This is a genomic window from Aeromonas sp. FDAARGOS 1403, from assembly GCF_019047325.1.
Taxonomy (GTDB): Bacteria; Pseudomonadota; Gammaproteobacteria; order Enterobacterales; family Aeromonadaceae; genus Aeromonas; species Aeromonas dhakensis.
This window is the reverse complement of the sequence record NZ_CP077249.1, coordinates 379,079-397,776: the sequence shown is the minus strand read 5'-3', so window position 1 is coordinate 397,776 and position 18,698 is coordinate 379,079. Positions and strand designations below refer to the sequence as shown.

Annotated in this window: 17 protein-coding genes; 8 read left to right on the top strand and 9 right to left on the bottom strand. The window is 60.1% G+C overall.

The genetic code is table 11. The annotated features are described in order from the left end of the window. Window positions 1-46: 46 nt before the first annotated feature. From lpxC to mutT, 5 genes are all read left to right on the top strand, one after another. Entirely contained in the window at window positions 47-970 is a 924-nt protein-coding gene (gene lpxC / locus I6L33_RS01980) for a UDP-3-O-acyl-N-acetylglucosamine deacetylase (RefSeq protein WP_011707578.1), read from the top strand. Window positions 971-1,110: 140 nt separating this feature from the next. Beyond that, entirely contained in the window at window positions 1,111-2,016 is a 906-nt protein-coding gene (locus I6L33_RS01975; protein ID WP_005305673.1) for a M23 family metallopeptidase, read from the top strand. A 59-nt stretch (window positions 2,017-2,075) separates the two neighbouring features. Next, window positions 2,076-4,793 (top strand): preprotein translocase subunit SecA, encoded by a 2,718-nt coding sequence (gene secA, locus I6L33_RS01970; RefSeq protein ID WP_010635954.1) that lies wholly within the window; start codon window positions 2,076-2,078, stop codon window positions 4,791-4,793. Window positions 4,794-4,861: 68 nt separating this feature from the next. Beyond that, on the top strand, window positions 4,862-6,040 hold the full coding sequence (locus I6L33_RS01965; RefSeq protein WP_010635955.1) for a tetratricopeptide repeat protein: 1,179 nt from the start codon (window positions 4,862-4,864) through the stop codon (window positions 6,038-6,040). An 8-nt stretch (window positions 6,041-6,048) separates the two neighbouring features. Further along, entirely contained in the window at window positions 6,049-6,462 is a 414-nt protein-coding gene (gene mutT / locus I6L33_RS01960) for an 8-oxo-dGTP diphosphatase MutT (RefSeq protein WP_010635956.1), read from the top strand. 60 nt (window positions 6,463-6,522) lie between these two features. On the opposite strand, the gene yacG is transcribed toward mutT, so the two are convergent. The 9 genes from yacG to I6L33_RS01915 all read right to left on the bottom strand — a co-directional run bounded on the left by yacG (window position 6,523) and on the right by I6L33_RS01915 (window position 14,173). Further along, on the bottom strand, window positions 6,523-6,717 hold the full coding sequence (gene yacG / locus I6L33_RS01955) for a DNA gyrase inhibitor YacG (protein WP_005305661.1): 195 nt from the start codon (window positions 6,715-6,717) through the stop codon (window positions 6,523-6,525). 9 nt (window positions 6,718-6,726) lie between these two features. Further along, window positions 6,727-7,449 carry a cell division protein ZapD gene (zapD, locus tag I6L33_RS01950; protein WP_010635957.1) on the bottom strand — a complete coding sequence of 241 codons (723 nt, stop codon included), beginning with the start codon at window positions 7,447-7,449 and terminating at the stop codon, window positions 6,727-6,729. Between the two features lie 37 nt (window positions 7,450-7,486). Further along, window positions 7,487-8,101 (bottom strand): dephospho-CoA kinase, encoded by a 615-nt coding sequence (gene coaE / locus I6L33_RS01945; RefSeq protein WP_010635958.1) that lies wholly within the window; start codon window positions 8,099-8,101, stop codon window positions 7,487-7,489. Between the two features lie 19 nt (window positions 8,102-8,120). Continuing rightward, entirely contained in the window at window positions 8,121-8,993 is an 873-nt protein-coding gene (locus I6L33_RS01940) for an A24 family peptidase (RefSeq protein WP_017779053.1), read from the bottom strand. A 22-nt stretch (window positions 8,994-9,015) separates the two neighbouring features. Then, the gene (locus I6L33_RS01935; RefSeq protein WP_216973468.1) at window positions 9,016-10,257 is read right to left on the bottom strand and encodes a type II secretion system F family protein; all 1,242 of its coding nucleotides are present in this window, start codon (window positions 10,255-10,257) and stop codon (window positions 9,016-9,018) included. 115 nt (window positions 10,258-10,372) lie between these two features. Continuing rightward, the gene (gene tapB / locus I6L33_RS01930; protein WP_185450531.1) at window positions 10,373-12,088 is read right to left on the bottom strand and encodes a PilB family type IVa pilus assembly ATPase TapB; all 1,716 of its coding nucleotides are present in this window, start codon (window positions 12,086-12,088) and stop codon (window positions 10,373-10,375) included. Beyond that, complete coding sequence (locus tag I6L33_RS01925; protein ID WP_010635961.1) at window positions 12,079-12,519, bottom strand: prepilin-type N-terminal cleavage/methylation domain-containing protein; 441 nt, start codon at window positions 12,517-12,519, stop codon at window positions 12,079-12,081. The genes tapB and I6L33_RS01925 overlap by 10 nt, the downstream gene beginning before the upstream one ends. Window positions 12,520-12,840: 321 nt before the next feature. Then, window positions 12,841-13,698 carry a carboxylating nicotinate-nucleotide diphosphorylase gene (nadC, locus tag I6L33_RS01920; protein ID WP_017779054.1) on the bottom strand — a complete coding sequence of 286 codons (858 nt, stop codon included), beginning with the start codon at window positions 13,696-13,698 and terminating at the stop codon, window positions 12,841-12,843. Window positions 13,699-13,702: 4 nt separating this feature from the next. Beyond that, on the bottom strand, window positions 13,703-14,173 hold the full coding sequence (locus tag I6L33_RS01915; protein ID WP_043171614.1) for a TIGR02281 family clan AA aspartic protease: 471 nt from the start codon (window positions 14,171-14,173) through the stop codon (window positions 13,703-13,705). Between the two features lie 123 nt (window positions 14,174-14,296). Between I6L33_RS01915 and ampD the strand changes: the two genes are divergently transcribed. The 3 genes from ampD (at window position 14,297) to aceE (ending at window position 18,649) form a co-directional block, all read left to right on the top strand. Continuing rightward, on the top strand, window positions 14,297-14,869 hold the full coding sequence (ampD, locus tag I6L33_RS01910; RefSeq protein ID WP_208200766.1) for a 1,6-anhydro-N-acetylmuramyl-L-alanine amidase AmpD: 573 nt from the start codon (window positions 14,297-14,299) through the stop codon (window positions 14,867-14,869). Window positions 14,870-15,144: 275 nt separating this feature from the next. After that, a complete protein-coding gene (gene pdhR / locus I6L33_RS01905; protein ID WP_005305630.1) occupies window positions 15,145-15,909 on the top strand; it encodes a pyruvate dehydrogenase complex transcriptional repressor PdhR in 765 nt (254 codons plus the stop codon). Between the two features lie 79 nt (window positions 15,910-15,988). Next, entirely contained in the window at window positions 15,989-18,649 is a 2,661-nt protein-coding gene (gene aceE, locus I6L33_RS01900) for a pyruvate dehydrogenase (acetyl-transferring), homodimeric type (protein WP_005305627.1), read from the top strand. The last annotated feature ends 49 nt before the right edge of the window (window positions 18,650-18,698 follow it).

Genomic DNA, 18,698 nt, shown 5'->3' with positions numbered 1-18,698 from the left:
CCACGACCATCTGGTCAGGAATTTGAGCTGTTAAGCGGATACGCCCATGATTAGACAAAGAACCTTGAAAACGAGTGTCCAGGCCACTGGTGTCGGCCTGCATTCGGGCCGGAAAGTCACAATGACGTTCCGTCCGGCGCCTGTTAACACAGGGATCGTTTACTTGCGTACCGATCTGAATCCTGTGGTAGAGCTGCCAGCCAATGCCGATCAGGTGCGTGATACCGTGCTTTGTACCGCTCTGGTGAACGAAGCCGGTGTCCGTGTCTCTACCATTGAGCACCTCTCTGCCGCACTGGCCGGGATGGGCATCGACAATCTCTATGTCGAGGTTGATGCGCCCGAGATCCCGGTGATGGACGGCAGTGCGCACCCCTTTATCTACCTGCTGCAAGAAGTTGGTATCCGTGAACAGAATGCGCCCAAGCAGTTTGTGCGGATCAAGCAGAGCATCCGGGTTGAAGACGGCGACAAGTGGGCGGAATTCCACCCCTATCGCAACGGCTTCAAGATGGATCTCGAGATCGACTTCCAGCATCCGGTATTTGAAGGACGCAATCAGCGTTGCGTGCTGGACTTCTCCGGTGCCTCTTTCGTGAAAGAGATCAGCCGTGCCCGTACCTTCGGCTTCATGCGTGACATCGAGTACCTGCGTTCCCAGAACCTGGCGCTGGGCGGCAGCCTGGAAAACGCCGTGGTGCTGGATGACTACCGGGTACTGAACGAAGATGGTCTGCGCTACGAAGACGAATTCGTCAAACACAAGATGCTGGATGCGATTGGCGATCTGTACATGTGCAATCGCAGCATCATTGGCGAATTCCGTGCCTACAAGACCGGCCATGCCCTGAACAACAAACTGCTGCGTGCCTTGCTGGCCAAGCAGGAGGCCTGGGAACTGGTGACCTTCGAGGGTGAGGGCGACAAAGCGCCTATCGCTTACTACGATAACGGTCTGGTTCTGGCCTGATAGCCGTGCAACGGAACGTCGGTCCTCTCTCCGCACCGACGTTCCGTCATTTGTTTACTCCATTCTGTAATACCGATTATCTCCCGGTTTTATTTTCCGTGTCGGCCCATGGCCACACCTGACCGAGCAGACTGATTTCTATGAGCATTACCCTGATCCTCCACGGTAAGCAGCGACGCAGGTTGCACTTGCCCAAACAACGTCTGGCCTGGGTCGGCGGTATCCTCTTCACTGTATTGGCCCTGGGGGGCGGCTGGCTCTGGCAGAGCTGGCAGCAAAAGATGGACGCGCTGGAAGTGGCGCTGGCCATGGCCGAACAGCAAAAATCCACGCAAGGGGCTGACGAAGCCCGCGAACAGCTTGCCATGCTGGCCGCCCAGGTGGGCACCATGCAGGGGCAGCTGGGTCGACTCAATGCACTCGGAGAGCGGCTGACCGAAAAAGCCGACCTCGACCCCGAGGAGTTCAATTTCAAGGAGCTGCCCCCCATGGGCGGTCCCTCCTATGATGCGGATCTGGAAGTCAGTCTCAACGAGCTGCAGGACTCCATGAAGCATCTCAGCCAACAGCTCAGTAGTCGTGAAGAGCAGCTGTCGGTACTTGAATCTTTCATCATGAATCACCATATAACCGATGCCGGTTTCATCTCCGGAACACCGGTCAAGCAGGAGCGGGTTTGGGTCTCCTCTGGCTTCGGTGGCCGGGTCGATCCGTTCAATGGTCGTGCCAAGATGCACAAAGGGGTGGATTTCCGTGGCAAGCCCGGCACCCCCATCCTGGCAACGGGCCCAGGCGTTGTAAGCTGGGCGGGCCGTCATCCGGAATTTGGCAACATGGTGGAGATCAACCACGGCAATGGTCTGGTGACCCGCTATGCCCACAACTCCAAGTTGCTGGTCGAAGTGGGCACCTTGGTCGATGAGGGCCAGAAAATTGCCTTGATGGGACGCACCGGTCGCGCGACCGGGGTCCATTTGCATTACGAAGTGTTGAAAGATGGTCGTCAGGTGGACCCCGCGCGTTTTCTCAATGCCAGACGGGGTTAGGTTTTTTTCTCCAGGTTCCAGTGACGGAACGCTTATATAACCAGAAATAGTTGGTACCCATGATTAGCACACTGCTTACCAAGATTATCGGCAGCCGGAACGACAGAACGCTCAAGGCTTTGCGTAAAATTGTAAAACAGATCAACGCGATGGAGCCGCAGTTCGAAGCTCTGTCCGATGCACAGCTGCAGGCCAAGACGGCCGAGTATCGTCAGCGTCTGGAGCAGGGTGAGACGCTGGAGCAGCTGCTGCCGGAGGCCTTTGCCACCGTGCGTGAAGCCTCCCGTCGGGTGTTCGGCATGCGTCATTTCGACGTGCAGCTGATCGGCGGCATGGTGCTGAACTCCAACCGTATCGCCGAAATGAAAACGGGTGAAGGTAAAACCCTCACCGCCACCCTGCCGGCCTACCTGAATGCCCTGAGCGGCCGCGGTGTGCACGTGGTGACGGTGAACGACTATCTGGCCAAGCGTGACGCCGAGGCGAACCGCCCGCTGTTTGCCTTCCTCGGCATGACGGTCGACTGCAACGTGCCTGGCATGGATGCGTCCCAGAAGCGCGACGCCTACGCTGCCGACATCACCTACGGTACCAACAACGAATTCGGTTTCGACTACCTGCGCGACAACATGGCGTTCTCGCCCGAGCAGCGCGTGCAGCGTCCGCTCAACTACGCGCTGGTGGATGAGGTGGACTCGGTGCTCATCGATGAAGCCCGTACCCCGCTCATCATCTCCGGCCCGGCCGAAGACAGCTCCGAGCTCTATATCCGCGTCAACAAGCTGATCCCGCTGCTGGTGAAGCAGGACAAAGAAGACTCTGAAGAGTACACCGGCGACGGCCACTACACGGTGGACGAGAAGAACCGTCAGGCGCTGCTGACCGAAAACGGCCAGATCTTCGTGGAAGAGCTGCTCAAGAAAGAGGGGCTGCTGGCCGAAGACGACTCCCTGTTCTCCGCCACCAACATCAGCCTGCTGCACCACGTCAACGCCGGCCTGCGTGCGCACACCCTGTTTGAACGCAACGTCGACTACATAGTCCAGAAGGACGAGATCGTCATCGTCGACGAGCACACCGGCCGTACCATGCCGGGTCGTCGCTGGTCCGACGGTCTGCACCAGGCGGTCGAGGCGAAGGAAGGGGTCAAGATCCAGAACGAGAACCAGACGCTGGCCTCCATCACCTTCCAGAACTACTTCCGTCTGTACGACAAGCTGGCGGGCATGACGGGTACTGCCGATACCGAAGCCTTTGAATTCCAGCAGATTTATGGCCTGGATACCGTGGTTATCCCGACCAACAAGCCGATGGTGCGCAAGGACATGGGCGATCTGGTCTACCTGACCGCCAACGAGAAGTATGCCGCCATCATCGAAGACATCCGTGGTTGCGTCGAACGCGGCCAGCCGGTGCTGGTCGGTACCGTCTCCATCGAGAACTCCGAGCTGCTCTCCGGCATCCTGACCAAGGAGAAGATCCCGCACAAGGTGTTGAACGCCAAGTTCCACGCCATGGAGGCGGAGATCGTTGCCCAGGCTGGCCAGACCGGTGCCGTCACCATCGCCACCAACATGGCCGGTCGTGGTACCGACATAGTGCTGGGTGGCAACTGGCAAGCGGAAATCGCCCAGCTGGAGAACCCGAGCGAGGAGCAGATCGCCGAGCTGAAGGCCGCCTGGCAGGTGCGTCACGATGCGGTGCTGGCCGCCGGTGGTCTGCACATTATCGGTACCGAGCGTCACGAGTCCCGTCGTATCGACAACCAGCTGCGCGGCCGTTCCGGTCGTCAGGGTGACCCGGGCTCCTCCCGCTTCTACCTCTCCATGGAAGATACCCTGATGCGGATCTTCGCCTCCGATCGCGTGACCGGCATGATGAAGAAGCTGGGCATGGAAGAGGGCGAAGCCATCGAGCACCCCTGGGTGACCAAGGCCATCGAGAACGCCCAGCGCAAGGTGGAAGGTCGCAACTTCGACATCCGCAAGAGCCTGCTGGAGTTTGACGACGTGGCCAACGACCAGCGCAAGGTGGTTTACGAGCAGCGCAACGAGCTGCTGGACACCAGCGACATCTCCGAGACCATCCACGTCATCCGTGACGACGTCTACGGCGCCATCATCGACGAGTACATCCCGCCCCAGTCTCTGGAAGAGATGTGGGACGTGCCGGGTCTGGAAGCCCGCCTGAAGTCTGATTTCGCCCTCGATCTGCCGCTGCAGCAGTGGCTGGCGGAAGACGACAAGCTGTATGAAGAGAAGCTGCGCGAGCGCATCCTGGATGAAGCCACCAAGCTCTATGCCCACAAGGAAGAGCTGGTTGGTAAAGAGGTGCTGCGCAACTTCGAGAAGGCGGTCATGCTGCAGACCCTGGACGGCCTGTGGAAAGAGCATCTGGCGGCCATGGATCACCTGCGTCAGGGCATCCATCTGCGCGGTTACGCCCAGAAGAACCCCAAGCAGGAGTACAAGCGCGAATCCTTCGATCTGTTCACCCAGATGCTGGAGACCCTCAAACGCGACGTGGTCAGCATCCTGAGCCGGGTACAGGTACAGGAGCGCGACGTGGAGGCGATGGAAGAGCAGCAGCGCCAGCAGGCCGAGGCCGCTCCCCGTACCTACACCCACGCGACGGCCGACAACCAGCTGGCCGATGAAGAGCAGGCCGAAGCGGGCCCGGTCACCTTCGTGCGGGACGAGCAGAAGGTGGGGCGCAACGATCCCTGCCCTTGTGGCTCCGGCAAGAAATACAAGCACTGCCACGGTCAGTTGACCTGATAGCGCCATGAGCATGATGCACCGCCTCCGGGCGGTGCATTCATTTCTGGCAAGGGAGGAGAAGCGTCATGAGCAAGATGCCGACGGGCTGGGATGCCGCGGCCCACACCAGCTGGCTGGCCGGTCAACGTCAGGTTGCCATCCAGCAACTGCTGGCGAGACTCAATGCCAACGCGGTCAAGCCGGTGGCTCTGCAACTGCAGTTTGCCTATTACCTCTTTTTGTGCGGTGACCCGGCGTCGGCGGCCCAGGTACTGGAGATGGCTCACAAGGCCGAACCTGGCAACGACGAGGTGCTGCGCAACCTCTGCTCTTGTCTGTCACGATCCGGTCAATACGAACAGGCGGTGGCGCGGCTGCAGACCCTGTTGCAGCGTCTCCCCGACGACTTCCATGCGCTGGATGCTCTCTGCGCCTCGCTGGCCAAGCTGGAGCGCCACGCCGAGGCTGCCGTGGCGGGAACCCGCTCGCTGGAGCTAAAGGCTCGGGTGAGCGACAAGGCGCCGTCAGACTGGACTCTGCCGGCAGTCGCACCGTCGGCCTGGCTGGCGGCAGACAAACCGGATGTCATCGCCTTCTCGCTGTGGGGCAGTGCCCCTCGTTACCTGCGGGGCGCCATCGACAATGTGCTGGCGGCCGCCTATCTCTATCCGGGTTGGCGGGTGCGTTTCTACGTGGATGAGAGCGTGCCTGCCGAGCTGCTCGCTGCGCTGCGCGAACTGGGGGCCGAGCTGTTGCTGCAACCCGCCGGTCAATCTTTGCGTCGGCGCCTCTGCTGGCGCTTTCAGGTAGCCAACGATCCGCGGGTGGGGCGCTTTCTGGTGCGGGATGTGGATTCGGTACCGGGTGTGCGCGAGCGGCTGGCGGTACAGGAGTGGCTTGCATCGACGCGCTGGTTTCATATCATGCGCGACTGGTGGAGTCATACCGATCTGGTGCTGGCGGGCATGTGGGGTGGGGTGGCCGGTGTGCTGCCGCCACTGGCGCCCCTGCTCGAAGCCTATCAGCCGGACGTCATGGAGACGCCGAATATCGACCAGTGGTTTTTGCGCGACCGGCTCTGGGGTTATCTCTCGCAGAGCTGTCTGGTGCATGACCGCTGCTTCACGCCGTCTGGCGCCACCCCCTGGCCGCTGCCCGCCCCGGACGGGAGCGAGCATGTGGGGCAGGATATCTTTACGGCACAAGGGGAAACACAGGCCCGCCGGCTGGCGCCCTGGATTGCCCGTTTGCCATGTTTACGCTGAGGACAATGATGGAACAGAAGAAACGGATCTGGGTGGCGGTCGGCGTCATCGAGAACGAACGGGGCGATATCTTCATCGCCAGACGCTCCGCCGATCGTCATCAGGGGGATCGCTGGGAATTCCCCGGCGGCAAGGTGGAAGCCGGAGAGGATCTGCTCACCGCGCTGGACAGGGAGCTGTGGGAAGAGATCGGGATCCGGGTGCAGGATTGCGCTCCCTTCATGGAGCTGCATCACGACTACCCGGACAAGCAGGTACTGCTGGATATCTGGAAGGTGACCCGCTTCAGCGGCGAGCCGTTTGGCAAGGAGGGGCAGGAGTGTCGCTGGGTGCCGCTGGTCTCGCTGCACGAGTACCACTTCCCCGACGCCAATGGCCCGATCGTGACGCGCCTGCAGGCATCGCTGGCCGCACAGGGCTGATATGAGCCGCAGTGCATACCAAAATAAAAAGGGCCGAATCGGCCCTTTTTGCTTGCTGGCTTACTGCCACTGCTCCCCCTCTTCGGGGTAGGGCAGCAGCTCCGGGTCTATTTCCCCCGGGATCCGCTTCTCCTCGTCGGCCCACTCGCCGAGATCGATCAGTTGGCAGCGCTTGCTGCAGAACGGGCGAAACGGGCTCTGCGGGCCCCATTCCAGCTCGGTCTGGCAGGTCGGGCACTTTACCTTGGTCACCATGGATGCTCCTTAGCAGCAGGCCAGCTGGAAGGGCACGTCACCGATCTGCTGCTCCGCGGTGGGCAAAAAGCGCAGGGCAAACCGGTTCTTGTGGCCGCTCAGGGTCGGGTAGCACTGCTGGGTGCCGCTCAGGCGAATGCGGATCAGCTCGGCACTCTCGGCGGTATCCTGGAAGAAGCCGTTGACGGCCACCTGTTCACTGAAGTTGCCGGATTCGCGCCACAGGCGCAGCAGCAGGGAGATGGCATTCATCAACAGGTTGATGTCGCTCAGCCACAGCTGCATCTGCTGATGACGGGCGATGGCCGGGGTGGCAAGCCAGTGGTGCAGTTGCGGCACGTCGAAGGCACAGAGCCCACCCGGGATGGAGAAGCGCTGGCGGATGGAGCCAAGCAGCCGGTCCTCTTTCAGGCGGGCACCGGGCCGCGGTGCACTCAGCAGGTTGCGGGAGAGCTGGGTGCTCTCCTGCTGCATCAGGTTGATCTGCTCCAGGTCGACGTCTGGCAGGCTGGCCCAGTGGCTCAGGCGCTGGCTGAGGCGCTCCAGGTCTTTAATCAGGTCGGCACGCAGGTCACCGCGCTCCAGCAACTCCTGCAGGTCGAACAGGCCCTTGAAAAAGGCGATGTGTGCCCAGGGCTGGTCGCTCTCCAGATTGTCGCGGATCTGGGAAAACAGGGACTCCAGACGAAGATAGGTCCGGCTTTTTTCATTGAGGGGAAAATCGTAAATCATGCCTAATCCTGGCCAGCCATAAACCGGCCTAGTGTACTCACAGTTGGCGGGCTTGTTGAGAGGCAAATGCCAGATATGTCTCGTGCAGCGCGAAAATTCGGCTCTTTATTGCCTCGGGCGTGCTGTTCTGGTTGTCCAGCACATCGTCGGCTGCCGCCAGCCGCTCGGTCCGGCTCGCCTGGGCGGCCAGGATGGCCTCAGCCTGCTCACGGCTCACGCCGTCCCGGCGACAGGTACGCTCAATCTGGGTCGCTTCGTCCACGTCGATCACCAGTACCCGGTTGGCCAGTGCGGTGAGCCGGTTTTCCACTAGCAGGGGCACCACCAGCAGGCAATAGGGGGAGCGCGCGGCCGCGCACTGGCGCTGCATCTCGCTGCGAATGAGGGGATGGAGCAGGGCGTTGAGCCAGCCCTTGGCCTGCGGGTCAGTGAAGACCCGCTCACGCAGCTGGCGGCGATCGAGCCGGCCATCGGGGGCGATGACGTTTGCGCCAAAATGGGCGGCGATGGCGGCCAGGGCCGGGGTGCCGGGTTCCACTACCTCGCGGGCGATGATGTCCGCATCCACTACTTCGATGCCCAGCTCGGCAAACTGATTGGCAACCGTGGTCTTGCCGCTGCCAATCCCGCCAGTAATTGCGACTACATACATGGGTCAGTGCTGCCTTTGATCAGAGAAACGTCGTGAGGTACCAGCGGGTGATGGTATCGCCCCACAGCAGCGCGATCCAGCCGGCGATGGCCAGGTAGGGCCCGAAAGGGATGGGTTTGCCCTGATGATGGTTACGCAGCAGGATGAGACTTATCCCTATTATGGCGCCGACCAGGGAGGAGAGCAGCAACACGATGGGCAGGGCCTGCCAGCCGAGCCAGGCCCCCAGCGCCGCCAGCAGCTTGAAGTCGCCGTAGCCCATCCCTTCCTTGCCGGTCAGCAGCTTGAAGGCCCAGTAGAGGCTCCAGAGCACCAGATAGCCGGCCATGGCACCGATCACCGCATCGGCCAGCGGAACGAATCCCCCTGCCAGATTGGACAGCAGGCCACCCCACAGCAGTGGCAGGGTCAGCTGATCCGGCAGCAGCATCTTGTCCAGATCGATGAAAGTGAGCGCCACCAGCACCCAGGTGAGCAGCAGGGCGGCCAGCAAGCCCCAGCTCGGTGGAAATGTTGCGGCGACGACCAGCGAGAGCAGAGCTGTCAGCAGCTCCACCAGCGGATAACGGGCCGAGATGGGGGCCTGACATTCACGGCAGCGACCCTTGAGCCAGAGCCAGCTGAGCAGGGGGATATTCTCCATGGCCGTGATGGCGTGGCCGCAATGGGGGCAGGCAGAACGCGGCACCATCAGGTTGTAGCGTTCCTCCTGCTGCAGTTGTGTCTCTGGGTTGAAATAGCTGAGGTATTCGGCCTGCCACTCCCGCTCCAGCATGATGGGCAGGCGATGGATCACCACGTTGAGAAAACTGCCGATCATCAGAGAGAAGAGGAATACCAGCGAAAAATAGAGCCAGGACAGGCTGTGAAAAACGTCAGTGATCAGCAACATCGGGTTCCGGATTGGTTGGGGGTCAGTGGATGACCGACCCCAGTTTGAAGATGGGCAGGTACATGGCGACCACCATGCCGCCGACCAGTACCCCCAGCACCACCATGATGAGAGGTTCCAGCAGGCTGGTGAGGCCGTCGACCAGATCGTCCACCTCTTGTTCGAAGATGGTAGCGACCTTGGAGAGCATATCATCGATGGCGCCTGACTCCTCGCCAATCATCACCATCTGGATCACCATGTCGGGGAAGAGATCGACGGTGCGCATGGCCACGTTGATCTGCATGCCGGCCACCACCTCGTTGCGAATGGCCATGACGGCGGTGCGATAGACATAGTTGCCGGAGGCGCCTGCGGCGGAGATCAGGGCATCCACCAGCGGGATACCAGCAGAAAAGGTGGTGGAGAGGGTGCGGGCGAAGCGGGCCATGGCGGCCTTGTGCAATATCATGCCGACCACCGGGATGGTCAGAATGAACTTGTCGGTGTTGTCTCTGACTTTCTGCGAGGTGCGCCAGGCTCGCACGTAGAGGAAGATGGCGAGTGCAACCCCGCCAAAGATCATATACCACCAGTTCTGCATGAAGCGGGAGATGCCGATGACGAACTGGGTAAAGGCGGGCAGCTCGGCGCCGAAACTCTTGAAGATGTCCTCAAACTGCGGAATGACAAACAGCAGCAGAATGGAAGTGACGACAATGGCGACCAGGATGACCATTGTGGGGTAGAACATGGCCTTCTTGATCTTGGATTTGAGCGCTTCGGACTTTTCGCGATAAGTCGCGATGCGGTCGTAGATGGTCTCCAGGGCGCCGGACTGCTCGCCCGCCTCGACCAGGTCGCAATAGAGATCATCGAAGTGGCGGGGATGGCGGCGCAGCGCCTCGGACATGGGGGTGCCGGTCTCCACATCGGCGGCTATCTGGCCCATCAGCTCGCGCATGGCCGCCTTCTCGTGGCTGCGAGCGATGATCTGCAGGCTCTGGACCAGAGGTACGCCGGCCGACAGCATGGTGGTGATCTGGCGAGAGACGACGGCAATGTCCATCGGCTTGATCCTGGCGCCGCCCTTGGAGAAGAGCCCCTGACTCTTCTTGCTCACCTTGGTGACGTTGACGCCCTGCTTGCGCAGCTCGGCCTTGACCGTGTTGATGCTGTCGGCCTGCAGCTCGCCGGAGACCTTCTGGCCCTTGCGGTTCACCCCGCTCCAGCGAAAGGCGAAGACTTTCTTGGGGGCATTCTGTTTCTGGGTTAGCGTTGCCATCACTGCGTCCTGCAATGGGGCCCGGCTTGCTTGTCGCTAAGAGAAGCAGCCTCGGCCTGATGGAAATCGCCAGGGCCGGCGGCACCTGGATGAATCGGCTGAGCGATAGACTCTGTCAGTTGGTTGTTACCCGGTTTATCTCGGCCAGGCTGGTCACCCCCAGCCGGGCCTTCTCAAGACCGGAGGTACGCAAGGTCCGCATGCCCTCCTTCTGGGCAATGGCCGCAATTTGCATGGAGTTGGCTCCCTGCATGATCAATTTTGCAATATTTTCGGACATCAACAGGATTTCGTAGATGCCGACCCGCCCCTTGTAGCCGCCCGAACACTCCTTGCAACCAACCGGCTTGAACAGCCGCAAGCCTGCTGCCAGCTGCTGTTGGGTGAACCCCAACTCCAACAGTTCAGCCTCCGGCACCACTTCGGGGGCCTTGCAGTGGTCACACAGCTTGCGTGCCAGTCGCTGGGCCATGATCAGGGTAACCGAGGAGGCGATGTTGAAGGCGGGCACCCCCATGTTCATCATCCGGGTCAGTGTTTCGGCCGCCGAGTTGGTGTGCAATGTGGAGAGCACCAGGTGGCCGGTTTGTGCCGCCTTGATGGCGATCTCGGCGGTTTCAAGATCCCGTATTTCCCCGACCATCACTACGTCGGGATCCTGGCGCAGGAAGGAGCGCAGGGCACTGGCGAAGGTCAGCCCGGCCTTGGGGTTGACCTGCACCTGATTGACTCCTGGCAGGTTGATCTCCACCGGGTCTTCGGCGGTCGAAATATTCACCTCTGTGGTGTTGAGGATGTTCAGGCCGGTGTAGAGCGACACCGTCTTGCCCGAGCCGGTCGGACCGGTCACCAGGATCATGCCCTGAGGCTTCGAGAGCGCACGCAGATATTGCGCCTTCTGCCGATCGTCGAAGCCGAGCTGCTCGATATTGAGGCGCGCAGCGGAAGAGTCGAGCAGACGGATCACGATCTTCTCGCCCCACATGGTAGGCAGGGTGTTGACCCGCATGTCCATCGACTTGTTGCGCGACATTTTCAATTTGATGCGGCCATCCTGGGGCAGCCGCCGTTCGGCGATGTCCAGGCGCGCCATCACCTTGAGTCGGGCCGAGAAGCGGTTGGCCAGATTGACCGGCGGCGTTGCTACCTCATGCAGGATCCCGTCTATCCGAAAGCGAATACGGTACTTGGTCTCATAGGGCTCGAAGTGGAGGTCGGATGCACCGCGCTTGATGGCATCCATCATGATCTTGTTGATGTATTTGACGATGGGGGCGTCATCGTCCGCCGTGTTGACGCTCTCGTCGAGTCGTGACCCCTCGTCAGACACTTCCAGCTCGGAAATCTCGGACTCGTCGATCTCCTCCATGCCAAGGGCGTCCTGATCGCTCTCCATCAGCTTGCTGATGGCGGCGGTCAGCTTGTTCTCCTCGACCAGCAAGGCCTCGGTGTGCAGCCCGAAGCTGAAGCCAAAATCCTCCAGTGCCGACACATTGGTCGGGTCGGACATGGCGATATAGAGGGTGTGGCCCTGGGTGTAGATGGGCAGCACATGGTGTTTCTCAATCAGCTTCTGATTGAGGTACTTCTGCGGGATCTCGGCCAGGTCGAAGGCGGCAAGATCCAGCAGAGGTACCCCATATTCCAGCTCGCAGAAGTCGGCCAGCGCCTTGCTGTCGAGGATTTCGTTCTCGATCAGAAAGGTCACAAAGGGCTTGCGCTGCGCCTTGGCCTGGCTCAGATAGCGCTGTGAGTCGGACTCACTGAGCAGGGAAGAGGCGGCCAGGCTTAACGCCAGGCCGCTATTGGGACTAGATGTCATTATGGGCAGTAGTCAGTTTGAGCTGTACCTGTCGGGTTTTCACACTTCTTCGTCCAGACAAGGGGAACTGCTGCTGATGCCGTCATGATGAAAGAGTCAGAGGTAGTAAGAGGAGCCAGTACTGTATTATCGACTGGTACCGCAGTAATTGTGATTGCGTTGCCTGCTGTGGCTGTCCCAGCATAAGTCAACGTAGCACGACCAGAAGATACTGCCCCGCTCGGCATAGCATTAACCCCGTTGTTGCATTGGTCGGCGCCGTAGCTTTGCATGCAGACCTCGATTTGGGTCTTCAGGCTACCAGTAGCTGCCACCAACTCGGTCATCTTCGATTTTTTGGTGTAGTTCTGATAAGCCGGCAGCGCAATGGCGGCCAGGATGGCGACGATCGCGACCACGATCATCAATTCGATAAGGGTAAAGCCTGATTGTTTCTTCATTTCAAATATCCTTTTTGTCCTTGGTTCCTGGGAAGTGCCGGTGGAAAACTATCCACACGTCAGTATCTTATCCGAGCTGTCCGACTTGGCAACAGAGGTCGGGGTCTTTGTTAACAATCTTTCTGTCATTTGCGAAAAATTTGATATAAATCATGGATGAAGAGCCCCTATCGACTCTTTTTAGCTGGCGGGGATGGGTCCATCTCACACTCCTTTGCCGAGGGATCCTGCCTTAAAGAAAAGGCGCCTATGGCGCCTTTTGCAAGTCCTTCATCTTGTTATATGTCACCGGCCCGACGGGGCATGGTGAACGCCCTTCGGCTAGATAAAACGCATCGAGAGATCAAGGGCCCGCACATGTTTGGTCAGGGCACCGACCGAAATGAAGTCGACACCGGTAGCCGCATATTCGGCCAGGGTGTCCAGCGTGACGTTGCCGGACACTTCCAGCTTGGCCCGCCCCTGATTGAGTGCAACGGCCTCGCGCATCATGGGCACGTCGAAGTTGTCCAGCATTACTATGTCTGCCTGGGCTGCCAGCGCCTGTGCCAGCTCGGCCAGGGATTCGACCTCGACTTCCACCGGTTTGCCCGGATTGAGCCGGCGAGCCTCGGCAATGGCCTGCGCTATGCCACCACAGGCGAGAATATGGTTCTCCTTGATAAGATAGGCGTCATAGAGGCCGATGCGGTGATTCTTGCCACCGCCGCAGGTGACCGCATACTTCTGGGCGCTGCGAAGGCCGGGCAGGGTCTTGCGGGTGTCGAGCAGGCGGCAATCTGTGCCTGCCAGCTCGGCCACGTAGCGGGCGGTGAGGGTGGCGACGCCGGAGAGGGTCTGCACGAAGTTCAGCGCATTGCGCTCGCCGGTCAGCAGGGTGCGAGCCGGGCCGTGCAGACGAAACAGCTCCTGATTGGGGGTGAGCACTTCACCATCCTGCACCAGCCACTCCACTTGCACATCGCCGCCAAGCTGGGTGAATACCTCGTCTACCCAGGGTTGGCCACAGAAGACACCGGCTTCGCGGGTTATGACGCGGGCCGTCGAGATGCGATCCGCCGGGATCAGCTGGGCCGTGATATCGGCGCTGGCATCCGGTTGGTCCAGCGCGGTGAGGGCGTCGCCCAAATCTTCGAGTAGTGCGGCGCGCACGGCGCGACGGATGTCCTGTTGTAGCATGCCTTTATTCCTGCAAAGGTCTGAGCAGCAACTGCCGCTCCTTTTGAACCAGCTCCAGCCGGCCGAGGGCATTCATGCCTACCAGCACCTCGTCGCCAGCCGCCGCCGGGTTGATAAAGATGGCCAGATCGTACAAGGTCAATGGTCCCATCGCCAGCGTTTCGATGGAGCCGTTGCCGACCCGGATAAAGCCGGCAGCCGTATTCACCTGGCTGCTGCCGTGGGCGGTCAGGCCGAGCCGCTCGGCGACCCGTTGCGGCACTGTGATGCGCGTTGCGCCGGTATCGAGCAGCAGTTGCACCGGCTGGCCGTTGATGGCACCCTCCAGTCGATAGTGGCCGCTCTGGTCGGCCCTCAGCAGGAGTTCGCCGCTGGCGGTGACACTCGGTTGGGTGCGGGAGTGAAAGTAGAGGGTCAGCAGGCCCATCAAAGAGAGCCAGGCCAGTAGCCAGAACCAGCGCGCCGTTTGCTGCATACCTCATCCATATCGAGCCAAAGATGACCCAGCCTAACACACAATTTTCCACTGATTCAGCGGCTTGGTGACAAGATGCCGGCCCGGATCGCGCTTTTCCCCTCAACTCGTATCGAGTAGCCGATGACCCATCCTGACCTCACGTTTTCCATCGACGCCGCCGGCTGGTGCCGGGAGGCTCGCCAGGTGCCCTCTCCCCACCACAACGAGCGGGCCAGCCCGAGCGACATATCTCTGCTGGTGGTGCATGGCATCAGCCTGCCGCCAGGCGAGTTCGGCGGCCCCTTCATCGACGATCTCTTTATGGGCAGGCTGGATCCCGCGGCTCATCCCTACTTTGCCGACATTCATCAACTGCGGGTCTCGGCCCACTGCCTGATCCGGCGCGATGGTGAACTGGTGCAGTATGTGCCGTTTGGTGCCAGAGCCTGGCATGCCGGGGTATCTAGCTGGCAGGGGAGGGAGGCGTGCAACGACTTCTCCATCGGCATCGAGCTGGAAGGGACCGACGAACTGCCCTACACGGACGCACAGTATGAGGTATTGGTTGGGCTCAGCCGAACCTTGTCGAGTCATTATCCCGCCATCACGGCGGATCGCATCGTCGGCCATTGCGACATAGCGCCGGGGCGCAAGACGGATCCGGGTGAGAGTTTCGAATGGCAGCGATATCGCCAGGCACTCAACTTTAAGTAAATATTCTAAAAATAAGTTTGTGTTTTTAAAACAATGGCTTGCCTCTATGGCAGGCCATTTTTATTCGCTGTTGATCAAATGTTGCCTGTGAGCCACGTCAAAAATATTGGTCTGACCAATTTCTATGAGGCAAATCATAAATCCCTCTATTTACCCCTTAAGTGGCAAGGTTGATTCTTGATTCAGATCATCTTTTGGGTGGACTTTTCCCATGCCCTCTGCTAATTTTCGCCCCATTCATGAAATTGGTAATACCAATTTAACAAAACAGCCTCATGCCCTATCTCAAGATTACTCAACCCAAGTTGGCCGACGCCATTGTCGCCGAGCTGGAACAGATGATTCTGGAAGGCAGTTTGCAGCCGGGCCAGAAGTTGCCGCCCGAGCGGGAACTGGCCATCCAGTTTCAGGTTTCGCGCCCTTCGCTGCGCGAAGCCATCCAGCGCCTCGAGGCAAGAGGACTCTTGTATCGTCGTCAGGGCGGCGGCACTTACGTACAGAATGCCTTGAGCAAAGGGATCGCCGATCCCCTGTTCGAGCTGCTCAGCACCCACCCGGAAGCCCAGTACGACCTGCTGGAGTTTCGCCACGCGCTGGAAGGCATCTGTGCCTACTATGCTGCATTGCGGGGAACGGAAGCCGATTTCGAGCGGATCCGTCAGGTGCAGTCCGCCATCGAGGAGGCTGGCCAGCAAGGCTCGCTGGTAGCCGAATCCGCTGCCGTCACCCAGTTCTATCTGGCGGTGGCCGAGGCGTCCCACAACGTGGTGCTGCTGCATCTGCTGCGGGCCATGGGCCCCATGCTTGAGCAGAACATTTTACGCAATAACGAAATTCTGAATCGCCGTCCGGGAGTGGTCGCCAAGATCCGTCGCCATCGCGCGCATCTGATCGAGGCTATCCTGTCGGGGGCTCCGGAGCGGGCCAGGGCAGCTTGTCATGAGCACCTGGCCTTTATCGAGGACACCTTGTTGGATATGCAGAGGGAAGACAGCCGGATCCAGCGATCCATGCGTCGGATCCGTCAGCAGGAAAACTAATCCCACAAGGCTTTATTGTCGAATGCTTGCGCCCTTCGCCGTGCAATGCCGTGCAATCACAACATAATAGGAACCAGCCATGTCTGATATCCTGAAGAACGATGTGGACCCGATAGAAACGCTGGAGTGGCTTGCCTCTCTGGAATCCCTGCTGCGTGAAGAGGGTCCGCAACGCGCTCAGTTCATCCTTGAACAGTTGGCCGAGAAAGCCCGCGCAAGCGGTGTGGACGTGGCTGCCAAGGCAAATCGCGACTACATCAACACCATCCCGTCCAGCGACGAGCCGGCTTACCCGGGCGACCTGGAGATGGAGCGTCGCATTCGCGCCATCATCCGCTGGAACGCCATGATGATCGTGCTGCGCGCCTCCAAGAAAGACCTGGACCTGGGCGGTCACATGTCTTCCTTCGCCTCTTCCGCGACCATCTACGAAGTCTGCTACAACCACTTCTTCCGTGCCCGCAACGAGAAGGACGGTGGCGACCTGGTTTACTTCCAGGGGCACATCTCCCCGGGCATCTACGCCCGTGCATTTGCCGAAGGTCGCCTGACCGAAGAGCAGCTGGACAACTTCCGTCAGGAAGTGGATGGCAAGGGTATCCCTTCCTACCCGCACCCGAAACTGATGCCGGAATTCTGGCAGTTCCCGACCGTCTCCATGGGTCTGGGCCCCATCGCCGCCATCTATCAGGCCCGCTTCCTGAAGTACCTGACCGACCGTGGCATCAAGGATTGCTCCGAGCAGACCGTTTACGCCTTCCTGGGTGACGGCGAGATGGACGAGCCGGAAGCCAAGGGCGCCCTGACCGTTGCCGTGCGTGAAAAGCTCGACAACCTGGTGTTCGTGGTCAACTGCAACCTGCAGCGTCTGGATGGCCCGGTTGTCGGCAACGGCAAGGTCATCAACGAGCTGGAAGGCCTGTTCGCCGGCGCCGGCTGGGACGTCACCAAAGTCATCTGGGGTCGCAAGTGGGATGAGCTGCTGAAGAAAGACACTTCCGGCAAGCTGATCCAGCTGATGAACGAGACCGTGGATGGTGACTACCAGACCATGAAGTCCCGCGATGGCGGCTACGTGCGCGAGCACTTCTTCAACCGTTACCCGGAAACCGCCGCGCTGGTCAAAGACATGACCGACGAGGAGATCTTCGCCCTGAACCGCGGTGGTCACGATCCTCGCAAACTGTTTGCCGCTTTCTCCAAGGCTGCACAGACCAAGGGCAAGCCGACCGTGATCCTGGCCAAGACCATCAAGGGCTATGGCATGGGCGAAGCGGCCGAAGGCAAGAACATCGCTCACCAGGTCAAGAAGATGGATCTGGGCTCAGTGCGTCACCTGCGCGATCGCTTCAACCTGCCGGTGACCGACGAGCAACTGGAAAACCTGCCGTACCTGAAGATCGAAGAGGGTACCGAAGAGCACAAGTACCTGCACGCCCGTCGTGCCGCGCTGAAGGGTTATGTACCGACCCGTCTGCGCGAGAGCACCACCAAGCTGGAAATCCCGGCACTGGATGCCTTTGGTCCGCTGCTGGGTGAACAGGCGCGTGAAATCTCCACCACCATGGCGTTCGTGCGCTCCCTGAACGTGATGCTGAAAGACAAGTCCATCGGCAAGCGCATCGTGCCGATCCTGGCTGACGAAGCCCGTACCTTCGGTATGGAAGGCCTGTTCCGCCAGATCGGTATCTACAGCCCGCACGGTCAGCAGTACACCCCGCAAGACCGCGACATCGTCTCCTACTACAAGGAAGACAAGCAGGGTCAGGTTCTGCAAGACGGTATCAACGAGCTGGGTGCCATGTCCTCCTGGCTGGCTGCTGCGACCTCTTACAGCACCAACGATTGCCCGATGATCCCGTTCTACATCTACTACTCCATGTTCGGCTTCCAGCGGATCGGCGACATGGCGTGGGCAGCCGGTGACCAGCAAGCCCGTGGCTTCCTGCTGGGTGCGACCTCCGGTCGTACTACCCTGAACGGCGAAGGTCTGCAGCACGAAGATGGTCACAGCCACATCCTGGCCAACACCATCCCGAACTGCGTCTCCTACGACCCGTCCTACGCCTACGAAGTGGCGGTGATCGTACAGGACGGTCTGCGCCGCATGTACGGTGAGAACCCGGAGAACGTGTTCTACTACATCACCACTCTGAACGAGAACTACGCCATGCCGGCCATGCCGGAAGGCGCCGAGGAAGGCATCCGCAAGGGTATCTACAAGCTGGAAACCGTGGCAGGCACCAAGGCCAAGGTACAGCTGCTGGGTTGTGGCTCCATCCTGGGTCACGTGCGCACCGCCGCCCAGATCCTGGCCAGCGAATACGGCATCGGTTCCGACGTGTTCAGCGTCACCTCCTTCAACGAGCTGGCTCGTGACGGTCAGGACGCGGATCGCTGGAACATGCTGCACCCGACTGCCGAGGCTCGCGTTCCCTACATCGCTCAGGTACTGGGCAGCGAAGCCACCATCGCCGCGACCGACTACATGAAGTCCTTCGCCGATCAGGTGCGTGCCTTCGTGCCGACCGAAAACTACCGCGTGCTGGGTACCGACGGTTACGGCCGTTCCGACAGCCGTGCCAACCTGCGTCGTCACTTCGAAGTGAACGAGTTCTACGTAGTGGTTGCTGCCCTGACCGAACTGGCCAAGCGCGGCGAGGTAGACAAGCAGGTTGTGGCCGAGGCCATCGCCAAGTACGGCATCGATGCCGACAAGGTCAACCCGCTGTACGCGTAAGAGGATCAAGTGTCGTGCCGGGACTCGCTGCCCGGCACGACCTTGCAAA